Genomic DNA, 22,692 nt, shown 5'->3' with positions numbered 1-22,692 from the left:
GCCATATCGGGATAGATGCGCGGCTCGGCCCACGGTCCGTCGATCATCACGGGGATTCCGAGCCCGACCGGGTCGGCGGCGCGGCCCTGGCCTTCGGTGGTCAGGACCAGTTTCGGCTCGACCCGAAACGCGATCTGCTTGGTGCCGAGGTCGATGGTGCCGATGCCGGTCATCTTCACCAGCGGGCCGATCAAAGTGAGATCGGTGGTGGCGGCCTGGCCCTTGTCGATCCTGAACGAGGCCGAGAGCCGGCTGAGATCGGTGACCTGATCTTCCTTCTCCTGCCATCCCGACAGCGTGCCGGAGGTCAGCGAGCGGATCATCTTGGCGACGTTGAGCCCGCGAATGGCGCCGTCCTGGAATACCGTGAACACCGTGCCGTTGAGGTTGGACATGATGGCGCGCGGGCTGGCGCCGGACGAGCGCACGGCGATCTTCGCCTGCATCCTGCCGTCGAGCTTGTCGAAATCGGCCACGTTGCTCAACAGCGGCAGCGCGCGGACGCCGGCCAGATCGCTGTTCAGCGCGAAGCTCGGCTCGGCCGCCGAGGCGTCGGCGGTGACTTCGCCGCTGGCCTGGCCGCCATAGGCGCCGAGATTGGAAAACCGCGCCTTGAGCACGCCGCCGGCGAGCGTGGCGTCGATCGCGGCCGGCGCGAATTGCGCGCCGCCGATGCTGAGCTGGGCCGCGGAAACCCGTATTTGCGCGTCGAGATAGTTCAATCCGCGGACGTCGAAGGTCGCATTGCTCCAGGGCTGCGCGCCCGATGTACCGCGCGGCGCGGCGCCGCCGAGGTCGAGCCGCTGGAAGTCGAGATCGAGTTTGAGCAGCGGCTTGCTGGCGAGATCGACCGAGGCCCAGCCGTTGAACACGGCGTCGCCGAGCGCGCCCGACAGGCCGTTGATCATCACGGTCGACCCGTTGATCCGGACCTCGGCCCTGGCCGACACCGGCGCCTGCATCACGCCGGGCGCCTCGAGCACGATCTCGACGGGAATGTTCTGCCGCTCCAGCGGCATCGCCGGCGCGGTGGCGCCGATGTCGAATTTGAGCGGACGATCGCCGGTTTTGGCACTGCCGATGATCTTGACCTTGCGGTCGGCATCAACAGTCACTTCGGCATTGATGCCCTCGAGCCGGTTCTCCACCCGGTCGCGCAAATTGGAGAACACCACCGTGCCGTCGGTCACGGTGATGCGGTCGATCGCGGGCCTGTCGGCCGCGCCGGTTGCGGGCGCCGGCCGGGCCGACGAGATCAATTGTCCGGAGCGTTCGCGCAGCAGCGGCACCTGCAGCACCGGCTTGTTGATGACGAGTTCGGTGACCCGCGGCCGGCCCGCCCACAGGCTCGCCAGCGTCACATCGGCCTGGACGCTGTCGACGGTCAGGCTCCTGGAGCCGTCGCGGTCCTTGGGGTCCTGGAGCGTGACGTCGTTCAGCGTCACGTTGAGCGAGGGCCAGATCCCGATCTTGCTGGAGCCCGCGATGGTCAGCCGGTAGCCGGTTTCGCGCTCGACCCGCGCCTGGATTTCCGAGGTCAGGAAACCCGAGGGGACGCCGACGATCAGCAGCAGGACGGCCACCACGATCACGGCGGCGATCACGGCTCCGGCGATTTTCAGTACTCTCATGTCGTCATTCCAGACCGGCAGCCGCCAACGAATCCAGCCCGGCCGTCTCGCGGCGCGGACCCTGCACCTTCAGCTTATCCCGGAACCGGAAACCGCTCAAAGCCAGCAAAAATAATCCGAGGGTGCTGCAAAGATATGTGACTTATGACACACTTCGCTGCGGGCAAGATTTGCTATCGCCCATTTTGACGATTCCGAATCCTCTCTGGAAGGCATTGCCATGAGTAAAGCGGCCGAATTTGCGGTCATTCTGAAGATGAATCCGATGTTCTCGGACCTCGGCGCCGATGAATTGCAGCGGATCTCCAACCTCTGCCACACCCAGCACCTCGGGGTAGGCGAGATGCTGTTCCAGAAGGGCGATCCCGGGGATGCCCTGTTCGGCGTCCGCCGCGGCCAGATCCGGATCGAGACCGGGGCGTCCGACGGCAGCCGCCTGACCCTGAATTTCCTCGGTCCCGGCGATCTGTTCGGCGAGGTCGCGGTGCTGGACGGCCAGAGCCGCACCGCGGACGCCACGGCCGGCGAGCCGACCGAATTGTTCGTGCTGCGGCGCGAGGATTTTCTGGCCCATCTGGAGCGTGAGCCCCGCGTCGCGGTCAAGCTGATCATGCTGCTGTGCCAGCGCATCCGCTGGATGAGCGAGCGGATGGAGGAATCCATGCTGCAGCCGCTGCCCGTGCGACTGGCGCGCCGGCTCTGCGCGCTGTCGTCCGATTTCGGCTCCGAGGTACATATCTCGCAGGAGCAGCTCGGCGTGTTCGTCGGCGCCGCCCGCGAAAGCGTTAACCGTCAGCTGCAGCTCTGGCGCAAGGACGGCATTCTCGACCTGCAGCGCGGCCGGATTCTGCTTCAGAACATGACCAAGCTGACGGCCGTGGCAAGGAACGACTAACCACGGGTTGCGAGTCGATGGATCGTTAGCGGAACCATCCGTCCACAGCCGGGTTTTCTAGGGTTGGCGTCAAGCCGGGGGAAATCAATGCAGCGCAATCAGCGGTTCGACGCGTCGTTATCCGACGATGGTCGCTACCGCATGCTCATCGAGGCCATCACCGACTACGCCATCTATATGCTCGATCCCAACGGCATCGTGTCGAGCTGGAACCCGGGCGCGCGGCGTTTCAAGGGCTACGAAGCCTCCGAAATCGTCGGCCAGCATTTCTCGCGCTTCTATACCGAGGCCGATCGCGCAACGGGCTTGCCGCAAAGGGCGCTGGAGACTGCGGCGCGCGAAGGAAAGTTCGAAAGCGAGGGATGGCGTTGCCGCAAGGATGGCACCCGGTTCTGGGCCTTCGTCGTCATCGACCCGATCCGGGATGCTGCCGGCAACGTCGTCGGCTACGCCAAGATCACGCGCGACCTGACCGAGCGCCGGCAGGCCGAAGAGTCGCTGCGGCAAAGCGAGGAACAGTTCAAGCTCCTGGTCCAGGGCGTCACCGATTATGCGATCTACATGCTGACGCCGGAGGGCCTGGTGTCGAGCTGGAACGCGGGTGCGCAGCGCATCAAGGGCTATCGCGCCGAGGAGATCGTCGGGCAGCATTTCTCGCGGTTTTATACCGAGCCGGACCGGCGCGCGGGAGCTCCGCAACTGGCGCTCGCAACCGCGGCGCAGGACGGCAGGTTTGAAAAGGAGGGCTGGCGCGTCCGCAAGGACGGCAGCAAATTCATCGCCAACGTCGTCATCGATCGGATCCGGGACGCCGATGGGAAGATCTTGGGCTTTGCCAAGATAACCCGCGATATCACCGAGCGTCGACATTCCGAACGCGCGCTGCAGGAGGCCCGCGAGGCCTTGTTCCAGTCGCAGAAAATGGACGCGATCGGACAACTCACCGGCGGCATCGCGCATGATTTCAATAATCTCCTGATGGCCGTGCTGGGCAGCCTGGAATTGCTGCGCAAGCGACTTCCCGACGATCCCAGGACGGAACGTCTGGTGGATAACGCCATGCAGGCCGCCCAGCGCGGCGCGGGGTTGACGCAGCGGATGCTCGCCTTCGCCCGCCGTCAGGAACTCAAGCCCCTGGTGCTCGACGTCGCCAGCCTGGTTCGCGGCATGACCGATCTGCTCCACAGTTCGCTCGGGGCGACCGCGGAGATCCGGATGGATTTTGCCTCGAGGCTGAACAAGGTTCTCGCCGATCCGAACCAGCTGGAGCTGGCCATCCTCAATCTCGTGGTCAATGCGCGGGACGCGATGCCGAAAGGCGGTTCGATCGTCATCGCCGCGCGGGAGGAGAGTGTCGCGGGCGCGCCGGACCTGAGGAACGGTGACTATGTCTGCCTGTCGGTGACCGACACCGGCGTCGGAATGGATGAAGCCACGCGCCGGCGGGCGCTGGAACCCTTCTTCACCACCAAGGGCGTCGGCAAGGGCACGGGACTGGGGCTGTCGATGGTCCATGGCATGATCCAGCAGTCCGGCGGCAGGTTCGTGCTCAAAAGCAGCAAGGGCGAAGGCACCACGGTCGAGCTCTGGCTTCCGGTCGCGGCCGGTGCAGGCCATGTTCAGCAAGAAGCCGCCGCCCAGCCACTCACTGGAAGGGAAGGCCCTCTCGTGATCCTCGCGGTGGATGACGATGCGCTCGTCCTGCTCAATACCGTGGCCATGCTGGAAGACCTCGGCCACACCGTGCTGGAGGCGACCTCCGCCAGGAGCGCCCTCGAAATTATCCTGCGCAAGGATGACATCGACTTGGTGATTACCGATCAGGCGATGCCGCACATGACGGGCTCGGATCTCGCCGCTGCGATCAGGCTGGAAAAACCCGATCTGCCGATTATCCTGGCGACCGGATTTTCCGAGCTGCCGCCCGGCGCGGATGAAGGCCTGCCCAAGCTGTCGAAGCCGTTTCTGCAGCAGCAACTGGCGGATGCGATCGCGAAGACGGTGGGGGTCTGAGCGGCGCGAAGTGAGCTGGATGCTCGATGCCTTCAGGCCGCTTCCGGGACGTAGTGCAGGGTAAGTAGCTCCATACGAGAGCAAGGCACGACAGCATAGGCGCGACCTTGCTCGTCGCTGAATTCCACCAGCGAAGTTTCAGCGTCCAGCTGCTCGACGACAGTGCCAACTTGCCCACGTGCAAGCCGAAGTGTCGGGAGATCCGTCAGCAATGCCACGACATCCATGACGGACGGGCGATCGCTCGTTTCAACGTTTGTCGTATTCATCATAACACCCAGCAGGTGACGAAAATCGGCAAGCTCTCACCGGTTCGCACGATCCAGATTGTTCTTACCACAGCATTCTTATCCTGTCGTCTGATTGTGGCATCCATGCGCCAGTGAGCGCCCCATTTATCCGTGGTGATCGGGGAAGCTTCACAGGAGCGAGCGGCTTCCAGGAGGACGCCCCGCAACCAGACAGCATCACTGCGCTGGAGATCGAGAGCTTCACGGAATACCCGCGCCTTGTGGCGACCGCGCGGGTGTAGTGGATTGAGGCAATAGTCCTCGATCTGCGAATATCGAGTACAGCCTGATCAGGGGTAGGCAGAAAAGTCGCCATGACAGTCGCATGTCTTCAAGACGTCGCTCGTACCCCGATATCACTCCGCCGCGGGCGAATGCGCGACGATCGGCGGCGGCTTGTGGCCGCCGGAACGATCGTCCGGCCCCGGCTCGTCCTCGCCGTGGGAGGCCAGCAGCTTGCTGCCGAAGCGCCAGATCAGCGCGCCGAGATCGTCCATCAGGATGAACATCGCCGGCACGAACACCAGCGACAGCAAGGTCGAAAACACCAGGCCGCCGATCACCGCCAGCGCCATCGGCGAGCGGAATTCGCCGCCGGCCCCGAACGCGAGCGCCGAAGGCATCATGCCGGCCGCCATCGCGATGGTGGTCATGACGATGGGGCGCGCGCGCTTGATGCCGGCGTCGATCATCGCCACGTCGCGCGGCTTGCCCTCGCGCATCGATTCGACCGCGAACTCCACCAGCATGATGGCGTTCTTGGTGACGATGCCCATCAGCATCAAGATGCCGATCCAGACCGGTGTCGTCAGCTGCTTGCCGGTCAACAGCAGTGCCGCGATGGCGCCGCCGATCGAGAGCGGCAGCGAGAACAGGATGGTGATCGGCTGCAGGAAGGTGCCGAACAACAGCACCAGCACCGCATAGACCATCATCAGGCCGGTGGTGATCGCGGTGGCGAAGCCTTCCGACAGTTCGTTCAGGCTTTCGGCGTCGCCCGACGGGCTGACCTTGACGCCCTTGGGCAGGCTCTTCATGACCGGCAGGTCGTAGATCAGCTTGGTGGCGTCGCCGAGCGCCGCGGAGCCGACGAGGTCGGCGGCCACCGTGGCCTGGCGTTCCCGGTCGTAGCGGTTGATGCTGGTCGGGCCCTGGTCGAGCTTGATGTCGGCGACCACGGACAGCGGCACGCCGCCCTTTTCGCCGCGCTGGCCGAGCGGCACCCGCAGCTGCTCGAGGATCTGCAGGTCGCCGCGCGCGCCGTCCTCGAGCTGGACCCTGATCGGCACCAGCCGGCCGCCGGCGTCGAACTTCGCCAGCGCCGGGCCGACGTCGCCGATGGTGGCGACGCGGATGGTCTGCGACAGGCTTTCGGTGGAGACGCCGAGCCGTGCCGCCAGCTCTGCCCGCGGCTCGATGCGGAGCTCCGGCCGGTCGAGCGAGGTTTCGGAGATCACGTTGGCGATGATCGGAATCCGCTTCATCTGCGTCGCCAGCTCGCTGGCGACGTTGCCGACGATGTTGCTGTCGACGCCGGTAACGACGAGCGAGATCGCACGCAGGCCGTTTTCGTCGAGGAACCAGAAACGGATGTCGGGGACGTTCTCGAGATCGCCCGTTATCGCCAGTTCGAGCTCGCGCTGGGTGATGTCGCGGTCGCCTTTCGGCGTGTAATTGATGATCAGCGCGGCGCGCCGCACCTCGAAAATGCCCGGCGGCACGCGGCCGCCGTCGACGAACACGCTCCTGATCTCGGGCCGCTTGCGCAGGCGCGCCACGATTTCCTCGGTGACCTTCTCGGTATAGGCGAGCTGCGATCCGGGCGGCAGCTCCATCGCCAGCAGCGAGCGCGCGGTGTCCTGCGCCGGCAGGAAGCCCTGCGGCAGCAAGGTGATGCTCCAGACCGAGACCGCCAGGGTACCGAAGCCGGCCAGCACGGTGATGAAATAGTGTTTCACCGACCAGGTCACGAGCTTCGTATACATTTTCAGGATGCGCCCCGGCGGGGGCTCTTCGTGCGGATGGTCCTTCAGGAAGTAGGCGGCCAGCACCGGCGTGACGAAGCGGGCGGCCAACAGCGAGAAGAACACCTGCACCGACACCGTGATGCCGAACTGCTTGAAGAACTGTCCGGCGATGCCGGACATGAAGCTGGCCGGCGCGAAGATCGCGATGATGGTCAGCGAGATCGCGATCACGGCGAGGCCGATCTCGTCGGCGGCTTCCAGCGAGGCGCGATAGGGCGACTTGCCCATTCGCATGTGTCGCACGATATTTTCGATCTCGACGATGGCGTCGTCGACCAGAATGCCGGTCGACAGCGTAATGGCGAGGAAACTGACCAGGTTCAGCGAGAATCCGAGCATGTCCATCGCCCAGAACGCCGGGAAGATCGACAGCGGCAGCGAGACCGCAACGATGATGGTGGCGCGGATGTCGCGCAGGAACAGCAGCACGACGATGACGGCGAGGATGGCGCCTTCGAACAAGGTTGAAATGGCGGCTTCGTAGTTGCCCTTGGTGAAGTCCACCGAGGTGTCGATCAGCTTGAGGTCGACGTCGGGATAGGCGGTTTTCAGCGCCTCGATGCGCTTCTGCACGGCCTCGGCGACCACCACGTCGCTGGCGCCCTTGGAGCGCTTGATGCCGAGCGCCACCACCGGCTCGCCGTTCAGGCGCGCGAAGGTGCGGCGGTCGGCGATGGTGTCGGTGACGGTGCCGAGGTCGTCGAGACGAACCTCGCCGCCGCCGAACAGCGGGATCATGGTGCCGGCGAGTTCGTTCAGGGTCTTTGCGCCGGCGAGCGTGCGGATCGCCTGGTCGTTCTTGCCGATCTCGGCGCGGCCGCCGGCGAGGTCGACATTGGTGCCCCGCAGGATCTGGCTGACATTGACGGCGGTGAGGCCGGCGGCCTGCAGCCGGTCGGGATCCAGCGACACCAGGATCTCGCGCTCGACGCCGCCGATGCGCTCGACCTGGGCGACGCCGCGCACGCCCTGCAGCGCGCGCTTGACGACGTCGTCGACGAAATAGGAGAGTTGCTCGGGCGTTTTGCCGGGCGAGATCGCGGCATAGGTGACGATCGGCAGGCCGATCACGTCGACGCGCTGGATCAGCGGCTCGCTGACGTTCTGCGGTAGGTTGGAACGCACCCGGGTGATGGCGTCCTTGACGTCGTTCAGCGCCCGGTCGGTGTTGGTCTCGAGCGCGAACTGGATCGTGGTCAGCGAGAGCCCGTCTGTAATCGACGACGAAATGTGCCGGACGCCCTCGACGCCGGAGACGCCGTCTTCGATGGTCTTGGTGACCTGCGATTCCAGTTCGGAGGGGGCCGCGCCGAATTGCGAGACCGCGACCGAGATCACCGGGATGTCGGCGCTCGGCAGCCGCGTCACCGCGAGCTTGGTGAAGCTGACCCAGCCCAGGACCAAAAGGATGATGGAGAAGACGATCGACGGCAGCGGGTTTCGGATCGACCAGGCCGAGATATTGAGAGCCATCAGCGCACCCGCGTTCGATCTAGTTCCTCGGCGAACATGGTCTTGATCTGGTCGCCGTCATGCAGCGAGGTTCCCGCGTCGGCGACGATGGTTTCGCCGACGTCGAGGCCCTCGAGGATTTCCGTTGACGTGTCGGATACCAGTCCGACCTTCACTTTCCGCGTCTCGATGACGTTTCCTTTGACCACCTGGATGGTCTGATGGTCAATGGCGGAACGCGGGATGGCGACGCCGCAGCTGCGCCTGGCGTCGATGCTGGCGCGCGCAAACATGCCGATCTTCAGCGACGGGTTGTTGGTCAGCGAGATCCGGATATGGCCGAGCTGGGTGGCGCGGTCGATCTGCGGCGATACCAGCCGAACGCGACCGATCAGGTCGGGTACATTGTCCCGGCTGATCCGCGCGCTGGCGCCGGGATTGAGCTTCAGCATGTGGATCGCCGGCACTTCGGCATCCAGTTCGATTTCGTTGTTGACGGAAATCCGAAACATCGGGCCGGCCTGCGGCGAGGCCGGTGCGCCGGCAATGGTCCGGACCTCGGTAATGAGGCCGGCGGCCGGCGCGCGCAGCACGGTCGGGCCGGGACGTGTTCCCGGCTGCTGCGGCGGCGGGGTCAGCCGCACCAGTTCCTGATTGTCGGTGACGATGTCGCCTTCGCGCACCAGCACCTCGGAAACCCTGGAGCCCTCCTGCTCGACGCCGACCACCGCTTCGCGGCGCGGCACGATAAAGCCGGTGACCCGGACGAGGTCGGAGAAGCAGGCGTTGGTGCTCTTGGTGACGATGACCATCGCCTGGGTCGGAATTTCCTTTTCCTCGGCGCGAGGACGGTGCCCGAGCCAGTAGTACACCCCCACCGCGATGACGACGACCACTCCGATCGCGGGCTTGAGATATTCGGAGAGCTTCATCGCCGGATCAATCCAGACCTGTCGGGGTGGGAGGTGTGAAGACGCCTTATCGCGTTTTCTTTATAGCGTTTTCCGGCGGAGTGGATACCGGCTCGCGCCGGGAAAATGCGTCAAATAAACACACGTCACACAGACACAGGGCCTCCGTTCCGGTCGGAACGGAGGCCCGTGATGGAAGACTTTACACCGCGCCGTTGCCCGGACTACTGGCTGGACGCGGTGGCCTTGTTGGCCATGTTGACGACCTGCACGCGGCGATTGGCCTCCGCCAGCGGCTGGCCGGGGTCCTTGAGCTTGCTCTCGCCATATCCGACGGTCACGAGGTCGGCGGCGGCAACGCCGTAATTCTCGGTGAGATAGCGCTTGATCGCGTCGGCGCGCCGTTCCGACAGGTCCTGATTGTAGCCGTCGCTGCCCGCGGCATCGGTATGGCCGGCGACCACGAAGGTGGATCCCCTCAGATCGGGATTGGTAAGGGCCTTTCCAAGCGCCTGCACGGAGGACAGCGACTTGGCGCTGATTTCGGCCGAGTTGTAATCGAAGGTGATTTCCAGATCGATCTTCGGCTTGTCCTTGGCCAGGGTGGCGATTTCCTCGCGCTCGCTGGCCGAGAGCGAACGGGTGGACCGGCCGCGGAGCTTCTGCACGAAGCGTCCTTCCTCGGCGGAAATCACCGGCTCAGCCTGCTGCGGACCTACCGACAGACCCCGGGTCAGCGGCTTCTTGGCCGGCGGTGCAAGCGCCCGCAGGATCTGATCCTCGGTGACGTCCTCGGCAGCGACTGCTCCGGCGATGCCAAAGGTCAGCGTGGCGCCGATCGACACGATCGACAGGATTGCGGTCAGATGTGGCCTTCCAGAGATCTTTGACATTGCCAGTCCCTCCTGCGCTGTCGCGCGGTTTCAATCCATTCTCAAATACGCCGCCGGACAAATCGGGCGCAGGCCCAGCGCCTCTCCGGCTACTTTCTTTTATGTGTCTCTGCAGCCTGCCCCAGGGTTCAGCCAGCGCTGGCCTTATTCAAATAATTGTTAACGTACCCCGTAACTTGCGAATTCCTTGACAATATTCGGGTCCATCGCCTTGGCATTGGCAATGTCCAGTTCGCCCTCGGCGATCGAGCCGTTTCGCTGCTTGGCGAGGCCGCGGCCGTACAGCGACGAGGTCAGCCGCGGGTTGATCTTGAGGGCGGCGTCGAAATCAGCGATTGCATTCTTGGTCTGACCACTCTTCAGATTGACGAGACCGCGGCTGTCGAGGGCATCGACGAAATTGGGGCGCAGCCGCAGCGCTTCGTTGCAATCCTTCAGGGCGGCCTGCAGGTCGCCGATCACGGCGCGGGACCAGCAGCGGTTGTTGTGGGCTTCCACGTCCTTGGGGTTGAGCCGCAGAGAGTGGTCGAAATCCTTGATCGCAAGGTTGTAGGCGCCCTTGCTGGCGTAGACCTGGCCGCGCCGGTACAGCGCGCCGCCGTCGTCGGGATTGACGGCGAGCTTCTCGGTCAGGCTCTTGATGGTCGGATCGTCGGCCAGCGCCAGCGCCGTCGGCGCCTCGGTCTTTTCAGGTTCGGGCGGAGCGATGACGGTCTCGGCCGGCCTTGGCGGCGGCGGCGTTTCGACTCGCGGCAACGGCGGGGGTTCGACGCGAGGAGCCGGCGGCGGATCGACGCGCGCGGCCGGCGGCGGCTGAGGTGTAACCTGAGGCGGCGTCACGGGCGGGCTGGCCTTGGGCAATGCCGCCACCTGGCCCGCCGGCCTGGCGCCGGGGATGAAGGAAAAATCCTCGGCCAGCGAGGACGAAATCCACGGCACCTGCTCGCTGCGGGAGGCGCGGGTGACGCCGACCCGGGTTCGGTTCAGGGTTTCCTCGGCCATCAGGTCGGGAACCCGAATTTCCTTGAGCAATTCCCGCACGAACAGGCTGCGGTCGCCGCCATTGTCGCTGACCACCGACGAGAGCGCGGCCGAATACATCACCAGGGTTCCGTTCGGCGCGATCACCGGCGCGAGGCCCGCGGAAAAGCTGCGGAACCGGCGCTCGAACGGGTTGCGCCTGGAAGCGTCGATCAGGGCGATCTTGACGCCGGCCCCGCGGCTGTTGATTTCGCCGAGTACCGTCTCCAGGCTGAAGCCGTCGCGGCGGACGTCCGGTTCGGTCCAGATCTGGGCGTCGACCGGGATCATGTAGCTCTGCCGGCCGGACTGGATGCCGTACCCGCTGAAGAAAACCAGCGCGACCGAGCCGGGTTTGATCTTGCCGTAAAGCTTGTCGAAGGCACGCCGCATCGCCTCGCCGGTCAGGTTTTCGCCGATCTCGACGTTGAAGCCGTTGCGCTTGAGTTCGTCGGCGACGGCGCGGGCGTCGTTGATCGGCTCCTTGAGCGGCGCCTCGGCGTCGGGATATTTGGCATTGCCGATGACCAGCGCAAACCGCTCGCCTGCGGCGGCGGCCGGGACAATCGGGAACACCGACAAAACCGAAATCAGCAATAAAGCGAGGCGGATTCTCATAAAACAGCAGTCCAGCCAATAAAGCGCCGACACCAGCTTGCGCCTCGGCGATCTTACTCTACGGAAAGCGCATTATCAAACCGGGCCCGCTGGCCCTGTCAACCTTTTGCGAAGCCGAAGATATCAGCGACAAATAACCGCGTCGTGTCAGTGGAATAATTCCCGCGCCCATGGTTCGATTGTCGTCGGCCATAATATGTCTGCGCGTGGGGCGTCGCAGCGGCTCAGCCGGCCCGGACCGTCCGGTTTGACCTTTGCGGGCGGCGGGGCTTAGCTCCAGGGATCGGCCAATCCAGACAAAGAAGAAGTGCAACCGATGGGAAACGCCTACGAAATCTACGCCCTGCGCTATGCCACGATGTCGCCGCGCACCCCCCAGATGAATTACCTGCAGCCCGATCCGCACGAGACCACGGCCCAGGACCTCGACTATTTCGTCTGGCTGATCCGGGGCAACGGCCGCGACATCCTGGTCGACACCGGTTTCAATGCCGAGGAGGCGCAGGCGCGGGGCCGCAAGCTGACGCTCAACCCGGTCGACGCGCTGGCACGCTTCGGCGTTGCGACCGACGACATCAAGGACGTCATCGTCACCCATCTGCATTACGACCACGCCGGCAATCTCGACCGCTTCCCCGGGGCGCGGTTTCATCTGCAGGACCGCGAGATGAGTTACGCCACCGGCCGCTGCATGTGCATGGGCGCGCTGCGGCATCCGTTCTCGGTAGAGCATGTCACGCTGATGGTGCGCCACGTTTTCAGCGAGCGCGTCACCTTCCACAATGGCGACGGCGAGGTGGCGCCGGGCGTGACCCTGCACCGGGTCGGCGGTCATTCCGACGGCCTGCAGGTGGTGCGGGTCGAGACCGCGCGCGGCCCCGTCGTGCTGGCCTCGGACGCCTCGCATTACTACGGCAACATGCATCGCCGCAACCCGTTTCCGATCGTCTACAATGTCGGCGACGTGTTCGATGGCTGGGATATCGCGCACCGGCTGGCCGGCCATCCCGATCGCGTCATCCCCGGGCACGATCCTGTTGTCACCGAGATCTATCCGCGCGCCGGCGACAAGATGGATGCCTGGTCGCTGCACCTGGCGCCCTCGCGCTCGTTTGCGAAATAACCCCTGGAGTAATCATGATCACACGCTTTCCCGGCCTGACGCCGACGCGCAGCCGCGCCGTCGTTCACGGCGACCTGGTGCTGACCGTGGCGGTGGCGCCCGATCCGGTGACCCCTTCAATGTACGAGCAGACCGCCAAGGCGCTGGCCCGCATCGACGAGAGCCTCGCGCTGTGCGGCTCGGACAAGAGCAGGATCCTGTCGGCGATCGTCTACATCACCGACATGAAGCGCAAGGGCGAGATGAACCGAGCCTGGGACGAATGGGTCGACACGAAAAATCCGCCGATGCGCGCCTGCATCGGCGCCGATCTCGAACCGCCGCATATCGTGGAAATCGTGGTGACCGCGGCGAAGTGACGGGCGCAGCCGTCATTCCGGGGCGATGCCACCGGGTCCGGCCTTCGGCCGGCCCGATGATAAACTCCGCATCGAACCCGGAATCTCGTCATTCCGGGCTCGCGCTACGCGCGCCCCGGAATGACGGAGCGCGCCCATCAATACGCATCCTTGACGCCGGCGTCCTTCGCCGTCTGCACCAGGTCGAGGCTGCGCTCGATCTTGCCCAGCAACGCGGCAAAATCCTTGCGCTCCTGCGCGGAGAGGCATGACAAAATTTCCTGCTCCCGGCGCAGCAGCCGCGGGATCAGTTCCTCGTACAGCGTCTTGCCCTTGCGCGTCATGCGGAGGGCAAATTCGCGGCGGTCCTCGGCGTTCTCGACGCGTTCGACCAGTTGGCGGTTCATCAGCGCGGTGACGGCGCGGCTGATGGTGGATTTGTGCGTCCTTGTGCAATGCGAAATGTATTGCGCGCTGCAGGCCTCGTTGCGAAAGCCGAGCGTCGCCAGCACGCGCCATTCCGGTATGTCCAGCCCGTAGCGCTCCTGATATTCGACCGAGAGTGCGGCGGAGACCTCCGCCGCCAGCCGGTTCAGCCGGAACGGCACGAACCTGAAGAGGTCGAGCTTCGCGCCCTTCCCGGCCGCGCTTTCCCGACGCGACCCGGTGCTCGACTCGCCCGCAAACGCTTTCGACAAAAATCGCTCCAAATTGAGTTGACGGGCGGACGGCCGCGGCGTTTAGATAGTTGCAGGTGAGACTATCATAGCCGGCATCCCGGCCATTGGCCAGAACCAGTCGAGCGCATGGCGCAGTCGTCCAGAATCCAGTTCGGTTACCGTCGTCACCCCGACCAGGATCGGGCTGCCGGCGATGCTGCGCATCACCCCGTCGTGGTGGTCGGCGCCGGGCCGGTCGGGCTCTCGCTGGCGATCGATCTGGCGCAGCGCGGCCAGTCCGTCGTGCTGCTCGACGATGCCGACCGGATCGGCGAGGGCTCGCGCGCGATCTGCTTCTCGAAACGCTCGCTGGAATACTGGGACCGGCTCGGCATCGGCCAGCGCATGGTCGACAAGGGCGTGGTCTGGAGCGTCGGCAAGATTTTTCACGGCGCCTCGCAGCTCTATCAATTCAACCTGCTGCCGGAGGAGGGTCACAAGCGGCCCGCCTTCATCAACCTGCAGCAATTCCATGCCGAGGCCTATCTGGTCGACCGGGTGCAGGAATTGGCCGCGGTCGACCTGCGCTGGCGCAACAAGGTCACCGGACTGGAGCAGCGCAACGATCATGCGGTGCTGACGGTGGAGACGCCGGACGGGCCGTACCGGATGCAGGCCGATTTCGTCATCGCCTGCGACGGCGCGCGCTCGTCGCTGCGGCAGATGGTCGGTGCGGAATTCACCGGCCAGGTGTTCGAGGACCAGTTCCTGATCGCCGATGTGAGGATGACGGCGGCCTTCCCGACCGAGCGCTGGTTCTGGTTCGATCCGCCGTTCCACGCCGGCCGCTCCGCGCTGCTGCACAAGCAGCCCGACGACATCTGGCGCATCGATCTGCAACTCAGCCGGTTCGCCGATCCCGCGTTTGAAAAGCAGCCGGACAACGTGCGGCCGCGGATCGCGCGCATGCTCGGGCATGACGCGTTCGAATTCGAATGGATATCGCTGTACAAGTTCCAGTGCCGCCGGATGGACAAGTTCGTCCATGGCCGCGTGATCTTCGCCGGGGACGCCGCCCATCAGGTGTCGCCGTTCGGCGCCCGCGGCGCCAATTCGGGTCTCGAGGACGCCGAAAACCTCGCCTGGAAACTCGATCGCATCCTGCGCGGAATCTCCCCCGAAGCGCTGCTCGGGAGCTATCACGTCGAGCGCAGCGCTGCGGCCGACGAGAACATCCGCGAATCCACCCGTTCGACCGATTTCATGGCGCCCAACTCGCACCAGGAGGCGCGGCTGCGCAAGGCGGTGCTGTCGCTGGCGAAGGAAACCGAGTTCGGCAAGCGCATGGTCAATGGCGGGCGACTGTCGGTGCCGTCGGTTTACGAGACGCCACTGTCGAGCGCCGACACCGAGGCCTGGCGCGGCGGTCCGCGACCGGGCGCTTCGATGCCCGATGCGCCGCTGGACGCGCGGGCGCACGATTGCCCCTATCTGACCGACGCCTTCATCGAGGCCGGCAGGCGCTTCACGCTGCTCGAATTTGCCAACGGCGCCGATGTCGAGGCTCCCGACGGCGTCGGCGTGATTCGTATCGGCGGCGAGGACGGTCACTCCGATTCCGCCGGCCTGATCGGCGCGCGCTACGATGCCGAGCCCGGCACCGCCTATCTGTTGCGTCCCGACGGCTATGTCGCCGCGCGCTTCCGGCACCCGAGCCGCGCCGCGCTGGACGCCGCGCTGGCGCGCGCCACCGGTCACAATTGAGGCAGATGATGGCGTTGTCCACCAGCTCGAATTTCGCCAGGCCGGACGATGCGTTTCGCGCCGTGGTCGAGGCGCATCGCGGATTGAGCGACGAGCAGAGCGCCGATCTCGACGCGGCGCTGGTTCTGATCCTTGCCAATCATATCGGCGATATCGACGTGCTGCGCGAGGCGATCGCACTGGCGCAGCGGCGGATGGTGGATGCCAGCCAGCAGCAGCAACAGCAGCAACAACAACAGTAATGATATGGCATGCCTGGAACCGCTGTTATGAAGAGATTGGGATTTAGCAAGACGTCCGCCACAACAAGACTGTCGTCGCCCGGCTTGACCGGGCGATCCAGTAAGCCGCGGCGTCTCGGTCTATCGCTGGCGCCTCGGGAATACTGGGTCGCCCGGTCAAGCCGGGCGATGACAGCTGTGAGTTTTCGCAAAGGGAAATCGAACTAATGGCAAAAGGTTTCGCGTCCACCACCGACATGGCGGAGAAGAAGATCACCTTCTCCGAGATCGGCACCGATCTCTATGCTTTCACCGCCGAGGGCGATCCCAATTCGGCTGTGATCGTCGGCGACGACGGCTGCATCGTGTTCGACGCCCAGGCCACGCCGGCGATGGCGAACAAGGTGATCGAGCGGGTGCGCACGGTTACCGACAAGCCGATCAAATATGTCGTGCTGTCGCATTATCATGCGGTGCGCGTGCTCGGCGCCTCCGCCTACAAGGCGCAGGCCGTGATCGCGTCGTCGGAAACCTATCGGCTGGTCGAGGAACGCGGCCAGCAGGACTGGGATTCCGAATTCGGCCGCTTTCCGCGGCTGTTCCAGGACGCCGAGAGCATTCCCGGCCTGACCTGGCCGACGCTGACCTTCGAGGGCGAGATGTCGCTCTATCTCGGAAAGCGCGAGGTGCGGCTGATGCAGCTCGGCGCCGGACATACCTCCGGCGACATCGTGGCCTGGGTCCCCGACGCCGAAGTGATGTTTTCGGGCGATCTGATCGAATATCATTCGGCCTGCTATTGCGGCGACGCGCATCTGCGCGAATGGCCGTCGACGCTGAACGAAATCCGCGCCTTCAACCCCAGGGCGATCGCGCCGGGCCGTGGCGACGCGCTCAAGGGCATTGCCACCGGACGCGACGCCATCGCGATGACGCGCGATTTCGTCACGTCGCTGTACGGCGCGGCGGAATCCTCGGTGGCGAAGGGGCGCAGTCTGAAGGAGACGATGGCGGCGACCCGCGAGGTGATGGATCCGAAGTTTTCCGGCTTTGCCATTTACGAGCACTGCCTGCCGTTCAACGTCTCGCGGGCCTTCGACGAAGCCTCGGGGATCGACGATCCCGTGATCTGGACCGACAAACGCGACCAGGAAATGTGGGCCGCCTTGCAAGGCGCATGATCCCGAAAAGCATGCCCTCGGGCTGTGACCCGACGGGTGGGAACCGGTTTTCGGACAAGATCATGCGAAAAGAGATGGAGGATGACCATGAACATCAACACTTCGCCTGACGTGATCAGCCGCAGTTCCGTCAACATCACGCCGGGCTACATGTCCGGCTTCGGCAACAGTTTCGAGACCGAGGCGTTGCCGGGGGCGCTGCCGATCGGGCGCAACTCGCCGCAGCGCTGCGCCTACGGCCTCTATGCCGAGCAACTGTCCGGCTCGCCTTTCACGGCGCCGCGCGGCAGCAACGAGCGCTCCTGGCTGTACCGGATCAGGCCGTCCGTCAAACACTCCGGCCGCTTCGCGAAAGTCGATGCCGGGCTGTGGCGCACCGCGCCCTGCCACGAGCAGGAGGTGTCGGTCGAGCAGTTGCGCTGGGATCCGGCGCCGATCCCGAAGGAGGATATGACCTTCCTGCAGGGCGTGCAGACCATGACCACGGCGGGCGATGCCAACACCCAGGCCGGCATGGCCGCGCATGTCTTCCTCATCACCCGGTCGATGGTCGATCAGCATTTCTACAATGCCGACGGCGAGATGATGTTCGTGCCGCAGCAGGGCAGCTTGCGCTTCGTCACCGAATTCGGCCGGATCGACGCCGAGCCCGCCGAAATCGTGGTGATCCCGCGCGGCGTCAAGTTCCGCGTCGAACTCACCGGCGGTCCGGCGCGGGGCTATCTCTGCGAGAATTACGGCGGCGCCTTCACGCTGCCGGAGCGCGGGCCGATCGGCGCCAATTGCCTCGCCAATGCGCGCGATTTCCTCACGCCGGTCGCGGCCTATGAGGACAAGGACACGCCGACCGAACTGTTCGTGAAATGGGGCGGCCAGCTGTTCAAGACCACGCTGCCGCATTCGCCGATCGACGTCGTCGCCTGGCACGGCAATTACGCGCCCTACAAATACGATTTGCGTACCTTCTCGCCGGTCGGCGCCATCGGCTTCGACCACCCCGATCCCTCGATCTTCACCGTGCTTACGGCGCCGTCGGAAACGCCGGGCACCGCCAACATCGACTTCGTGATCTTCCCGGAGCGCTGGATGGTGGCTGAAAACACCTTCCGGCCGCCCTGGTATCACATGAACATCATGTCGGAGTTCATGGGCCTGATCTACGGCGTCTACGACGCCAAGCCGCAGGGTTTTGTGCCCGGCGGCATCAGCCTGCACAACATGATGCTGCCGCACGGTCCCGACCGCGAGGCCTTCGACCACGCCAGCAACAGCGAATTGAAGCCCGTGAAGCTGACCGGCACCATGGCTTTCATGTTCGAGACCCGCTTCCCGCAACGCATCACCGCGCACGCCGCAAACTCCGCGACGCTGCAGGACGACTACGCCGATTGCTGGAAGGGACTCGAAAAACGATTCGACCCGAACAAGCCGTAAGTTTCTCCGCTCGTCATTCCGGGGCGCCGCGCAGCGGCGAACCCGGAATCTCGAGATTCCGGGTTCGTCCTGCGGACGCCCCGGAATGACGGTCGATAGGGCTTGCCCTCAATCAGCAGGACGACAAAACGTGCCCCATCCCAACGATCCCACGCTCCGCTCCTTCATCCCGGTCGATCCCGCCTCCGACTTCCCGATCCAGAATCTGCCCTACGGCGTGTTCTCCGCCAAAGACGGCCTCGCCCCGCGCGTCGGGGTCGCGATCGGCGATTACGTGCTCGATCTGTGGCAACTGGCGCAGAACTGCCGGATCGATGTGGTCGAACCCGGCGTCTTCGCCGCGCCGTCGCTCAATCCGTTCATGGCGCTGGGGCCGGAAGTCTGGTCGCGGACACGCGCGCGCATCAGCGAGTTGCTGCGCCACGACCATGCGGAGCTGCGCGACAACGAAGAACTGCGCCGGCGCGCGCTGGTGCCGATGGCCGACGTCAGGCTGCATTTGCCGATCGCGGTCGCCGGCTACACCGATTTCTATTCGTCGAAGGAGCACGCCACCAATGTCGGCGTCATGTTCCGCGGCAAGGACAATGCGCTGCAGCCGAACTGGCTGCATATGCCGATCGCCTATAACGGCCGCGCCTCGACCGTCGTGGTGTCCGGCACCCAGGTGAAAAGGCCGCGTGGCCAGTTGAAGCCGCCGGGCGCGGAAGCGCCGAGCTTCGGCCCGTGCAAGCGGCTCGATTTCGAACTGGAGATGGGGGTGGTGATCGGGCAGCCGTCGGCGATGGGAGAGATGCTCGGCGAGAAGCAGGCGGAGGCGATGATCTTCGGTTTTGTCATTTTGAATGACTGGAGTGCGCGCGATATCCAGCAATGGGAATATGTGCCGCTCGGCCCGTTCCAGGCCAAGGCGTTTGCGACGTCGATCAGCCCGTGGATCGTCACCCGCGAGGCGCTGCAGCCGTTTTGTGTGCCGGGCCCGGTGCAGGACCCGACGCCGCTGCCGTATCTGCAGCAGACGCAGCCCCACAATTACGACCTCACGCTCGATGTCGCCTTGCGCGCCACTGGCATGAACGAGGCCGCCAGGATCTGCCGCACCAATTTCAGGTACATGTACTGGTCGTCGGTGCAGCAGCTGGTGCACCATGCCTCGTCCGGCTGCGCCATGAATGTCGGCGACCTCCTGGGCAGCGGCACCATCAGCGGGCCTGACAAGGACCAGCGCGGCTCCCTGCTGGAAATCAGCTGGAACGGCAGCGAGCCGGTTGAGTTGGCAAGCGGCGTGAAGCGGACGTTTCTGGAAGACGGCGATTCGCTGGTGATGCGCGGCTGGTGCCAGGGCGACGGCTACCGCGTCGGCTTCGGCGAGGTCGAGGGGACGATACTGGCGGCGGGGTAGGTGGATTGTCATTCCGGGGCGATGCGCAGCATCGAACCCGGAATCTCGAGATTCCGGGTCTGGTCCTTCGGACCATCCCGGAATGACGAAGGTGCCGTTATTTCACCGCTGCTCCGGCGCAATATCGCGATGCTTCGCCGAATGCGCGGCGACATCCTCGATGCTGTATTTCAGATGCACGCGCTTGTCCGACGGCGGGTGTTTCGCCACGCAGACGCCGGGCCGCCGTTCGGTCGCCGGCCGGATCGGACGCGGCATGAAACCGCCGCCGCAGTTCGGGCACACATTGTGGAGTTTGGTATCGACGCAGTCCGCGCAGAACGTGCACTCGTAGGAGCAGATCCGCGCTTCCGTCGAATTCGGCGGCAGGTCCTTGTCGCAATATTCGCAGTTCGGCCGGAGTTGCAGTGCCATTTGCGTCCCGTCGTTGTGCCGCGTACCCGGCGCCACCTCTCCCCCTGTGGGAGAGGTCGGATTGCATCGCAGATGCAATCCGGGTGAGGGGTTACGGATTATCGATGGACCTGAACCCCTCACCCCGACCCTCTCCCAGAGGGAGAGGGGGCGCACCGTCGCGGATGAGGTACCGAGTATCGCAAATCGACGCCCCGATTCGAAGGCCGAATCTCCCTCGATTTCGGCCATCTCACCCGTCATTCCGGGGCGTGCGAAGCACGAGCCCGGAATCCATACTCACGATCGTGGTTATGGATTCCGGGCTCGCTCGTTTCGCTCGCGCCCCGGAATGACGCGTGCAGTTTACCGCGACAGCAGCTTCAGCGGCAGTCTCGCGCTCTCCTTCAGACGGTCCAGCACGATCGAGGAGCGCACATGCGCCACGCTTGGGTGCGGCATCAGGACGTTGTTGACGATATCCGACAGGCTCTTGAGATCGCGCAGCACCGCCTTCAGGAGATAATCGGCATCCCCGGTCAGCGAATACGCCTCCTGGATGTCGTCGACCCGGTTGACCAATGCGCGAAACCGCTTGGCGTTGTCGGGGGAATGGGTCGCCAGCGTGATGTGGATGAAGGCGATGACGTTGAAGCCGAGCGCCTCGCTGGCGAGGTCGGCATGATAGCCCGCGATCACCTTCTCCTCTTCCAGCCGCATCCGCCGCCGCGAGCATTGCGACGCCGACAGGCCTGCGACATCGGCCAGCTGCTGGTTGGTAAGGCGGCCGTCATCCTGCAAGGCGGCCAGTATTCTGAGGTCAAAGGCGTCGACCGATATCATGCGCGAAATGCCTCCTTGTGCACGAAGTGTGCATGCCGGGACCTTGCCGGCGGCGATTTGCACGCACATTGCGCCCGCCATGACCGATCATTCAAGCCTCGAATCAGGGAGATTTCGCCATGGGTCCATTTCCGCATGACGCGCCGGCGGCGACGATAACCGCCGACAATCCGATGGGCACCGACGGTTTCGAGTTCGTCGAATATGCACATCCCCGGCCCGAAGAACTGCATGCGCTGTTCCGGCTGATGGGCTATGCGCCGGTCGCCCGGCACAAGAGCAAGAAGATCACGGTCTATCGCCAGGGCGATATCAATTATCTCGTCAATGAACAGCCCGGCACCCATGGCCACAGTTTCGTCGCCGCCCACGGGCCGTGCGCGCCGTCGATGGCGTTCCGGGTGGTCGATGCGAAGCTGGCCTATGCGCGGGCGATCTCGCTCGGCGCCGAGCCCGCCGAGATTCCCGCCGGGCAGAAGACGCTCGACGTCCCCGCCATCAAGGGGATCGGCGGCAGCCTGCTGTATTTCGTCGACCGCTACGGCGCCAAAGGCTCGGCCTACGAAGCCGAGTTCGAGTGGCTGGGCGCCAAAAACCCGCGGCCGGAAGGCGCCGGCTTGTTCTATCTCGATCACCTCACCCACAACGTCCATCGCGGCCGCATGGATGTCTGGACCGGCTTCTATGAAAAGCTGTTCAACTTCCGCCAGATCCGTTTCTTCGACATCGAGGGCCGCGCCTCCGGCCTGTTCTCGCGCGCGCTGACCAGCCCCGACGGCAAGATCCGGATTCCGATCAACGAGGACGCCGGCGAGTCCGGTCAGATCGAGGAATATCTCAGCGTCTATCGTGGCGAGGGCATCCAGCATATCGCCTGCGGAGCCAGGGATATCTACGCGACGGTAGAGACCCTGCGCGCCACCGGCCTGCCGTTCATGCCGTCGCCGCCGGAAACCTATTTCGAGAAGATCGATGCGCGGCTTCCCGCACATGGCGAGGACGTCGCCCGGCTGAAACGCGACGGCATCCTGATCGACGGCGAAGGCGTGGTCGAGGGCGGCCTCACCAAAGTGCTGCTGCAGATATTCTCCGCCAACGCGATCGGGCCGATCTTCTTCGAATTCATCCAGCGCAAGGGCGACGACGGCTTTGGCGAAGGCAATTTCAAGGCGCTGTTCGAATCGATCGAAGAGGACCAGATTCGAAGAGGCGTGCTGAAGGTCGACGACGCGGCGTAGGCTTTTGCCCCGTCATTCCGGGGCGATGCGAAGCATCGAACCCGGAATCTCGAGATTCCGGGTCTGGCCCTTCGGATCATCCCGGAATGACGCCGAAGGCATCACCTCGCAGCCTTCCACTCGTTCGTCAGTGCACCAATATCCGCCGCCTCCGGCTCCCGGATCGCAGAGGGCGTGCGGGAGAACCGCGGTGCCGGCGCCGGTTGCGTCACGCCGTGGCGCTCGATGAAAATCTTGCGCGCCGCCATGTGCGGATGTTTTGGCGCTTCCGCCATCGTCAGGATTGGCGCAAAGCAGATGTCGGTGCCTTCCATGATGGCGCACCACTCCTCGCGGCTCTTGCTCT

General features: G+C 64.6%; 21 protein-coding genes. 10 read left to right on the top strand and 11 right to left on the bottom strand.

Going from position 1 to position 22,692, the window contains the following annotated elements:
• Nucleotides 1–1,631, bottom strand: a 1,631-nt coding sequence (locus Q8R73_RS04570; RefSeq protein WP_305718347.1) for an AsmA family protein, incomplete at its 3' end; no start/stop codon positions are given.
• 220 nt (nucleotides 1,632–1,851) lie between these two features.
• Here Q8R73_RS04570 and Q8R73_RS04565 point away from each other — a divergent pair.
• Together Q8R73_RS04565 and Q8R73_RS04560 are read left to right on the top strand one after the other, a co-directional pair.
• The gene (locus Q8R73_RS04565) at nucleotides 1,852–2,526 is read left to right on the top strand and encodes a Crp/Fnr family transcriptional regulator (protein WP_305718346.1); all 675 of its coding nucleotides are present in this window, start codon (nucleotides 1,852–1,854) and stop codon (nucleotides 2,524–2,526) included.
• An 87-nt stretch (nucleotides 2,527–2,613) separates the two neighbouring features.
• Nucleotides 2,614–4,539 carry a PAS domain-containing sensor histidine kinase gene (locus tag Q8R73_RS04560; protein ID WP_305718345.1) on the top strand — a complete coding sequence of 642 codons (1,926 nt, stop codon included), beginning with the start codon at nucleotides 2,614–2,616 and terminating at the stop codon, nucleotides 4,537–4,539.
• A gap of 32 nt (nucleotides 4,540–4,571) precedes the next feature.
• On the opposite strand, the gene Q8R73_RS04555 is transcribed toward Q8R73_RS04560, so the two are convergent.
• The 6 genes from Q8R73_RS04555 to Q8R73_RS04535 form a co-directional block, all read right to left on the bottom strand.
• Entirely contained in the window at nucleotides 4,572–4,808 is a 237-nt protein-coding gene (locus Q8R73_RS04555) for a DUF4926 domain-containing protein (protein WP_305718344.1), read from the bottom strand.
• Nucleotides 4,808–5,095: a DUF6883 domain-containing protein gene (locus tag Q8R73_RS26015; protein WP_371126033.1), complete on the bottom strand. Its 288-nt coding sequence runs from the start codon at nucleotides 5,093–5,095 to the stop codon at nucleotides 4,808–4,810. Before Q8R73_RS26015 ends, Q8R73_RS04555 begins: the two co-directional genes overlap by 1 nt.
• 90 nt (nucleotides 5,096–5,185) lie before the next feature.
• Nucleotides 5,186–8,329 (bottom strand): efflux RND transporter permease subunit, encoded by a 3,144-nt coding sequence (locus Q8R73_RS04550; RefSeq protein ID WP_305718343.1) that lies wholly within the window; start codon nucleotides 8,327–8,329, stop codon nucleotides 5,186–5,188.
• Complete coding sequence (locus tag Q8R73_RS04545) at nucleotides 8,329–9,240, bottom strand: efflux RND transporter periplasmic adaptor subunit (protein ID WP_305718342.1); 912 nt, start codon at nucleotides 9,238–9,240, stop codon at nucleotides 8,329–8,331. Before Q8R73_RS04545 ends, Q8R73_RS04550 begins: the two co-directional genes overlap by 1 nt.
• Nucleotides 9,241–9,443: 203 nt before the next feature.
• Nucleotides 9,444–10,112 carry an OmpA family protein gene (locus tag Q8R73_RS04540; protein WP_305718341.1) on the bottom strand — a complete coding sequence of 223 codons (669 nt, stop codon included), beginning with the start codon at nucleotides 10,110–10,112 and terminating at the stop codon, nucleotides 9,444–9,446.
• Between the two features lie 159 nt (nucleotides 10,113–10,271).
• Entirely contained in the window at nucleotides 10,272–11,750 is a 1,479-nt protein-coding gene (locus Q8R73_RS04535; RefSeq protein WP_305718340.1) for a caspase family protein, read from the bottom strand.
• A gap of 316 nt (nucleotides 11,751–12,066) precedes the next feature.
• On the opposite strand from Q8R73_RS04535, the gene Q8R73_RS04530 reads away from it, so the two are divergent.
• Nucleotides 12,067–12,873, top strand: coding sequence for an N-acyl homoserine lactonase family protein (locus tag Q8R73_RS04530; RefSeq protein WP_305718339.1), 807 nt, complete (start codon nucleotides 12,067–12,069; stop codon nucleotides 12,871–12,873).
• Between the two features lie 14 nt (nucleotides 12,874–12,887).
• Complete coding sequence (locus tag Q8R73_RS04525) at nucleotides 12,888–13,232, top strand: RidA family protein (RefSeq protein ID WP_305718338.1); 345 nt, start codon at nucleotides 12,888–12,890, stop codon at nucleotides 13,230–13,232.
• A 137-nt stretch (nucleotides 13,233–13,369) separates the two neighbouring features.
• Here Q8R73_RS04525 and Q8R73_RS04520 read toward each other — a convergent pair whose 3' ends face one another.
• A complete protein-coding gene (locus Q8R73_RS04520; RefSeq protein ID WP_371126032.1) occupies nucleotides 13,370–13,909 on the bottom strand; it encodes a MarR family winged helix-turn-helix transcriptional regulator in 540 nt (179 codons plus the stop codon).
• Between the two features lie 108 nt (nucleotides 13,910–14,017).
• Between Q8R73_RS04520 and Q8R73_RS04515 the strand changes: the two genes are divergently transcribed.
• The 5 genes from Q8R73_RS04515 (at nucleotide 14,018) to fahA (ending at nucleotide 19,872) form a co-directional block, all read left to right on the top strand.
• The gene (locus Q8R73_RS04515; protein WP_305718337.1) at nucleotides 14,018–15,634 is read left to right on the top strand and encodes an FAD-dependent oxidoreductase; all 1,617 of its coding nucleotides are present in this window, start codon (nucleotides 14,018–14,020) and stop codon (nucleotides 15,632–15,634) included.
• Nucleotides 15,635–15,642: 8 nt separating this feature from the next.
• A complete protein-coding gene (locus Q8R73_RS04510) occupies nucleotides 15,643–15,876 on the top strand; it encodes a DUF2783 domain-containing protein (RefSeq protein ID WP_305718336.1) in 234 nt (77 codons plus the stop codon).
• Between the two features lie 206 nt (nucleotides 15,877–16,082).
• Nucleotides 16,083–17,036 carry an MBL fold metallo-hydrolase gene (locus tag Q8R73_RS04505; RefSeq protein ID WP_305718335.1) on the top strand — a complete coding sequence of 318 codons (954 nt, stop codon included), beginning with the start codon at nucleotides 16,083–16,085 and terminating at the stop codon, nucleotides 17,034–17,036.
• A gap of 87 nt (nucleotides 17,037–17,123) precedes the next feature.
• Complete coding sequence (hmgA, locus tag Q8R73_RS04500; protein ID WP_305718334.1) at nucleotides 17,124–18,470, top strand: homogentisate 1,2-dioxygenase; 1,347 nt, start codon at nucleotides 17,124–17,126, stop codon at nucleotides 18,468–18,470.
• A gap of 130 nt (nucleotides 18,471–18,600) precedes the next feature.
• On the top strand, nucleotides 18,601–19,872 hold the full coding sequence (fahA, locus tag Q8R73_RS04495) for a fumarylacetoacetase (protein ID WP_305718333.1): 1,272 nt from the start codon (nucleotides 18,601–18,603) through the stop codon (nucleotides 19,870–19,872).
• A gap of 102 nt (nucleotides 19,873–19,974) precedes the next feature.
• Here the strand turns inward: fahA and Q8R73_RS04490 are convergent, their stop codons facing one another.
• Together Q8R73_RS04490 and Q8R73_RS04485 are read right to left on the bottom strand one after the other, a co-directional pair.
• Nucleotides 19,975–20,286, bottom strand: a complete 312-nt coding sequence (locus Q8R73_RS04490; RefSeq protein WP_305718332.1) for a DUF1272 domain-containing protein — start codon at nucleotides 20,284–20,286, stop codon at nucleotides 19,975–19,977.
• Nucleotides 20,287–20,631: 345 nt separating this feature from the next.
• Nucleotides 20,632–21,108 (bottom strand): Lrp/AsnC family transcriptional regulator, encoded by a 477-nt coding sequence (locus tag Q8R73_RS04485; RefSeq protein WP_305718331.1) that lies wholly within the window; start codon nucleotides 21,106–21,108, stop codon nucleotides 20,632–20,634.
• A gap of 119 nt (nucleotides 21,109–21,227) precedes the next feature.
• Here Q8R73_RS04485 and hppD point away from each other — a divergent pair, with 119 nt between their 5' ends.
• Nucleotides 21,228–22,346, top strand: coding sequence for a 4-hydroxyphenylpyruvate dioxygenase (gene hppD, locus Q8R73_RS04480; protein WP_305718330.1), 1,119 nt, complete (start codon nucleotides 21,228–21,230; stop codon nucleotides 22,344–22,346).
• A gap of 101 nt (nucleotides 22,347–22,447) precedes the next feature.
• Here hppD and Q8R73_RS04475 read toward each other — a convergent pair.
• A partial coding sequence (locus tag Q8R73_RS04475; RefSeq protein ID WP_305718329.1) for a CoA transferase occupies nucleotides 22,448–22,692 on the bottom strand: 245 nt, incomplete at its 5' end.

The sequence above is a fragment of the Bradyrhizobium sp. genome, from assembly GCF_030697065.1.
GTDB lineage: Bacteria > Pseudomonadota > Alphaproteobacteria > Rhizobiales > Xanthobacteraceae > Bradyrhizobium.
Note: the sequence above shows the minus strand (reverse complement) of the source record. Positions and strands in the feature narration are given on the sequence as shown.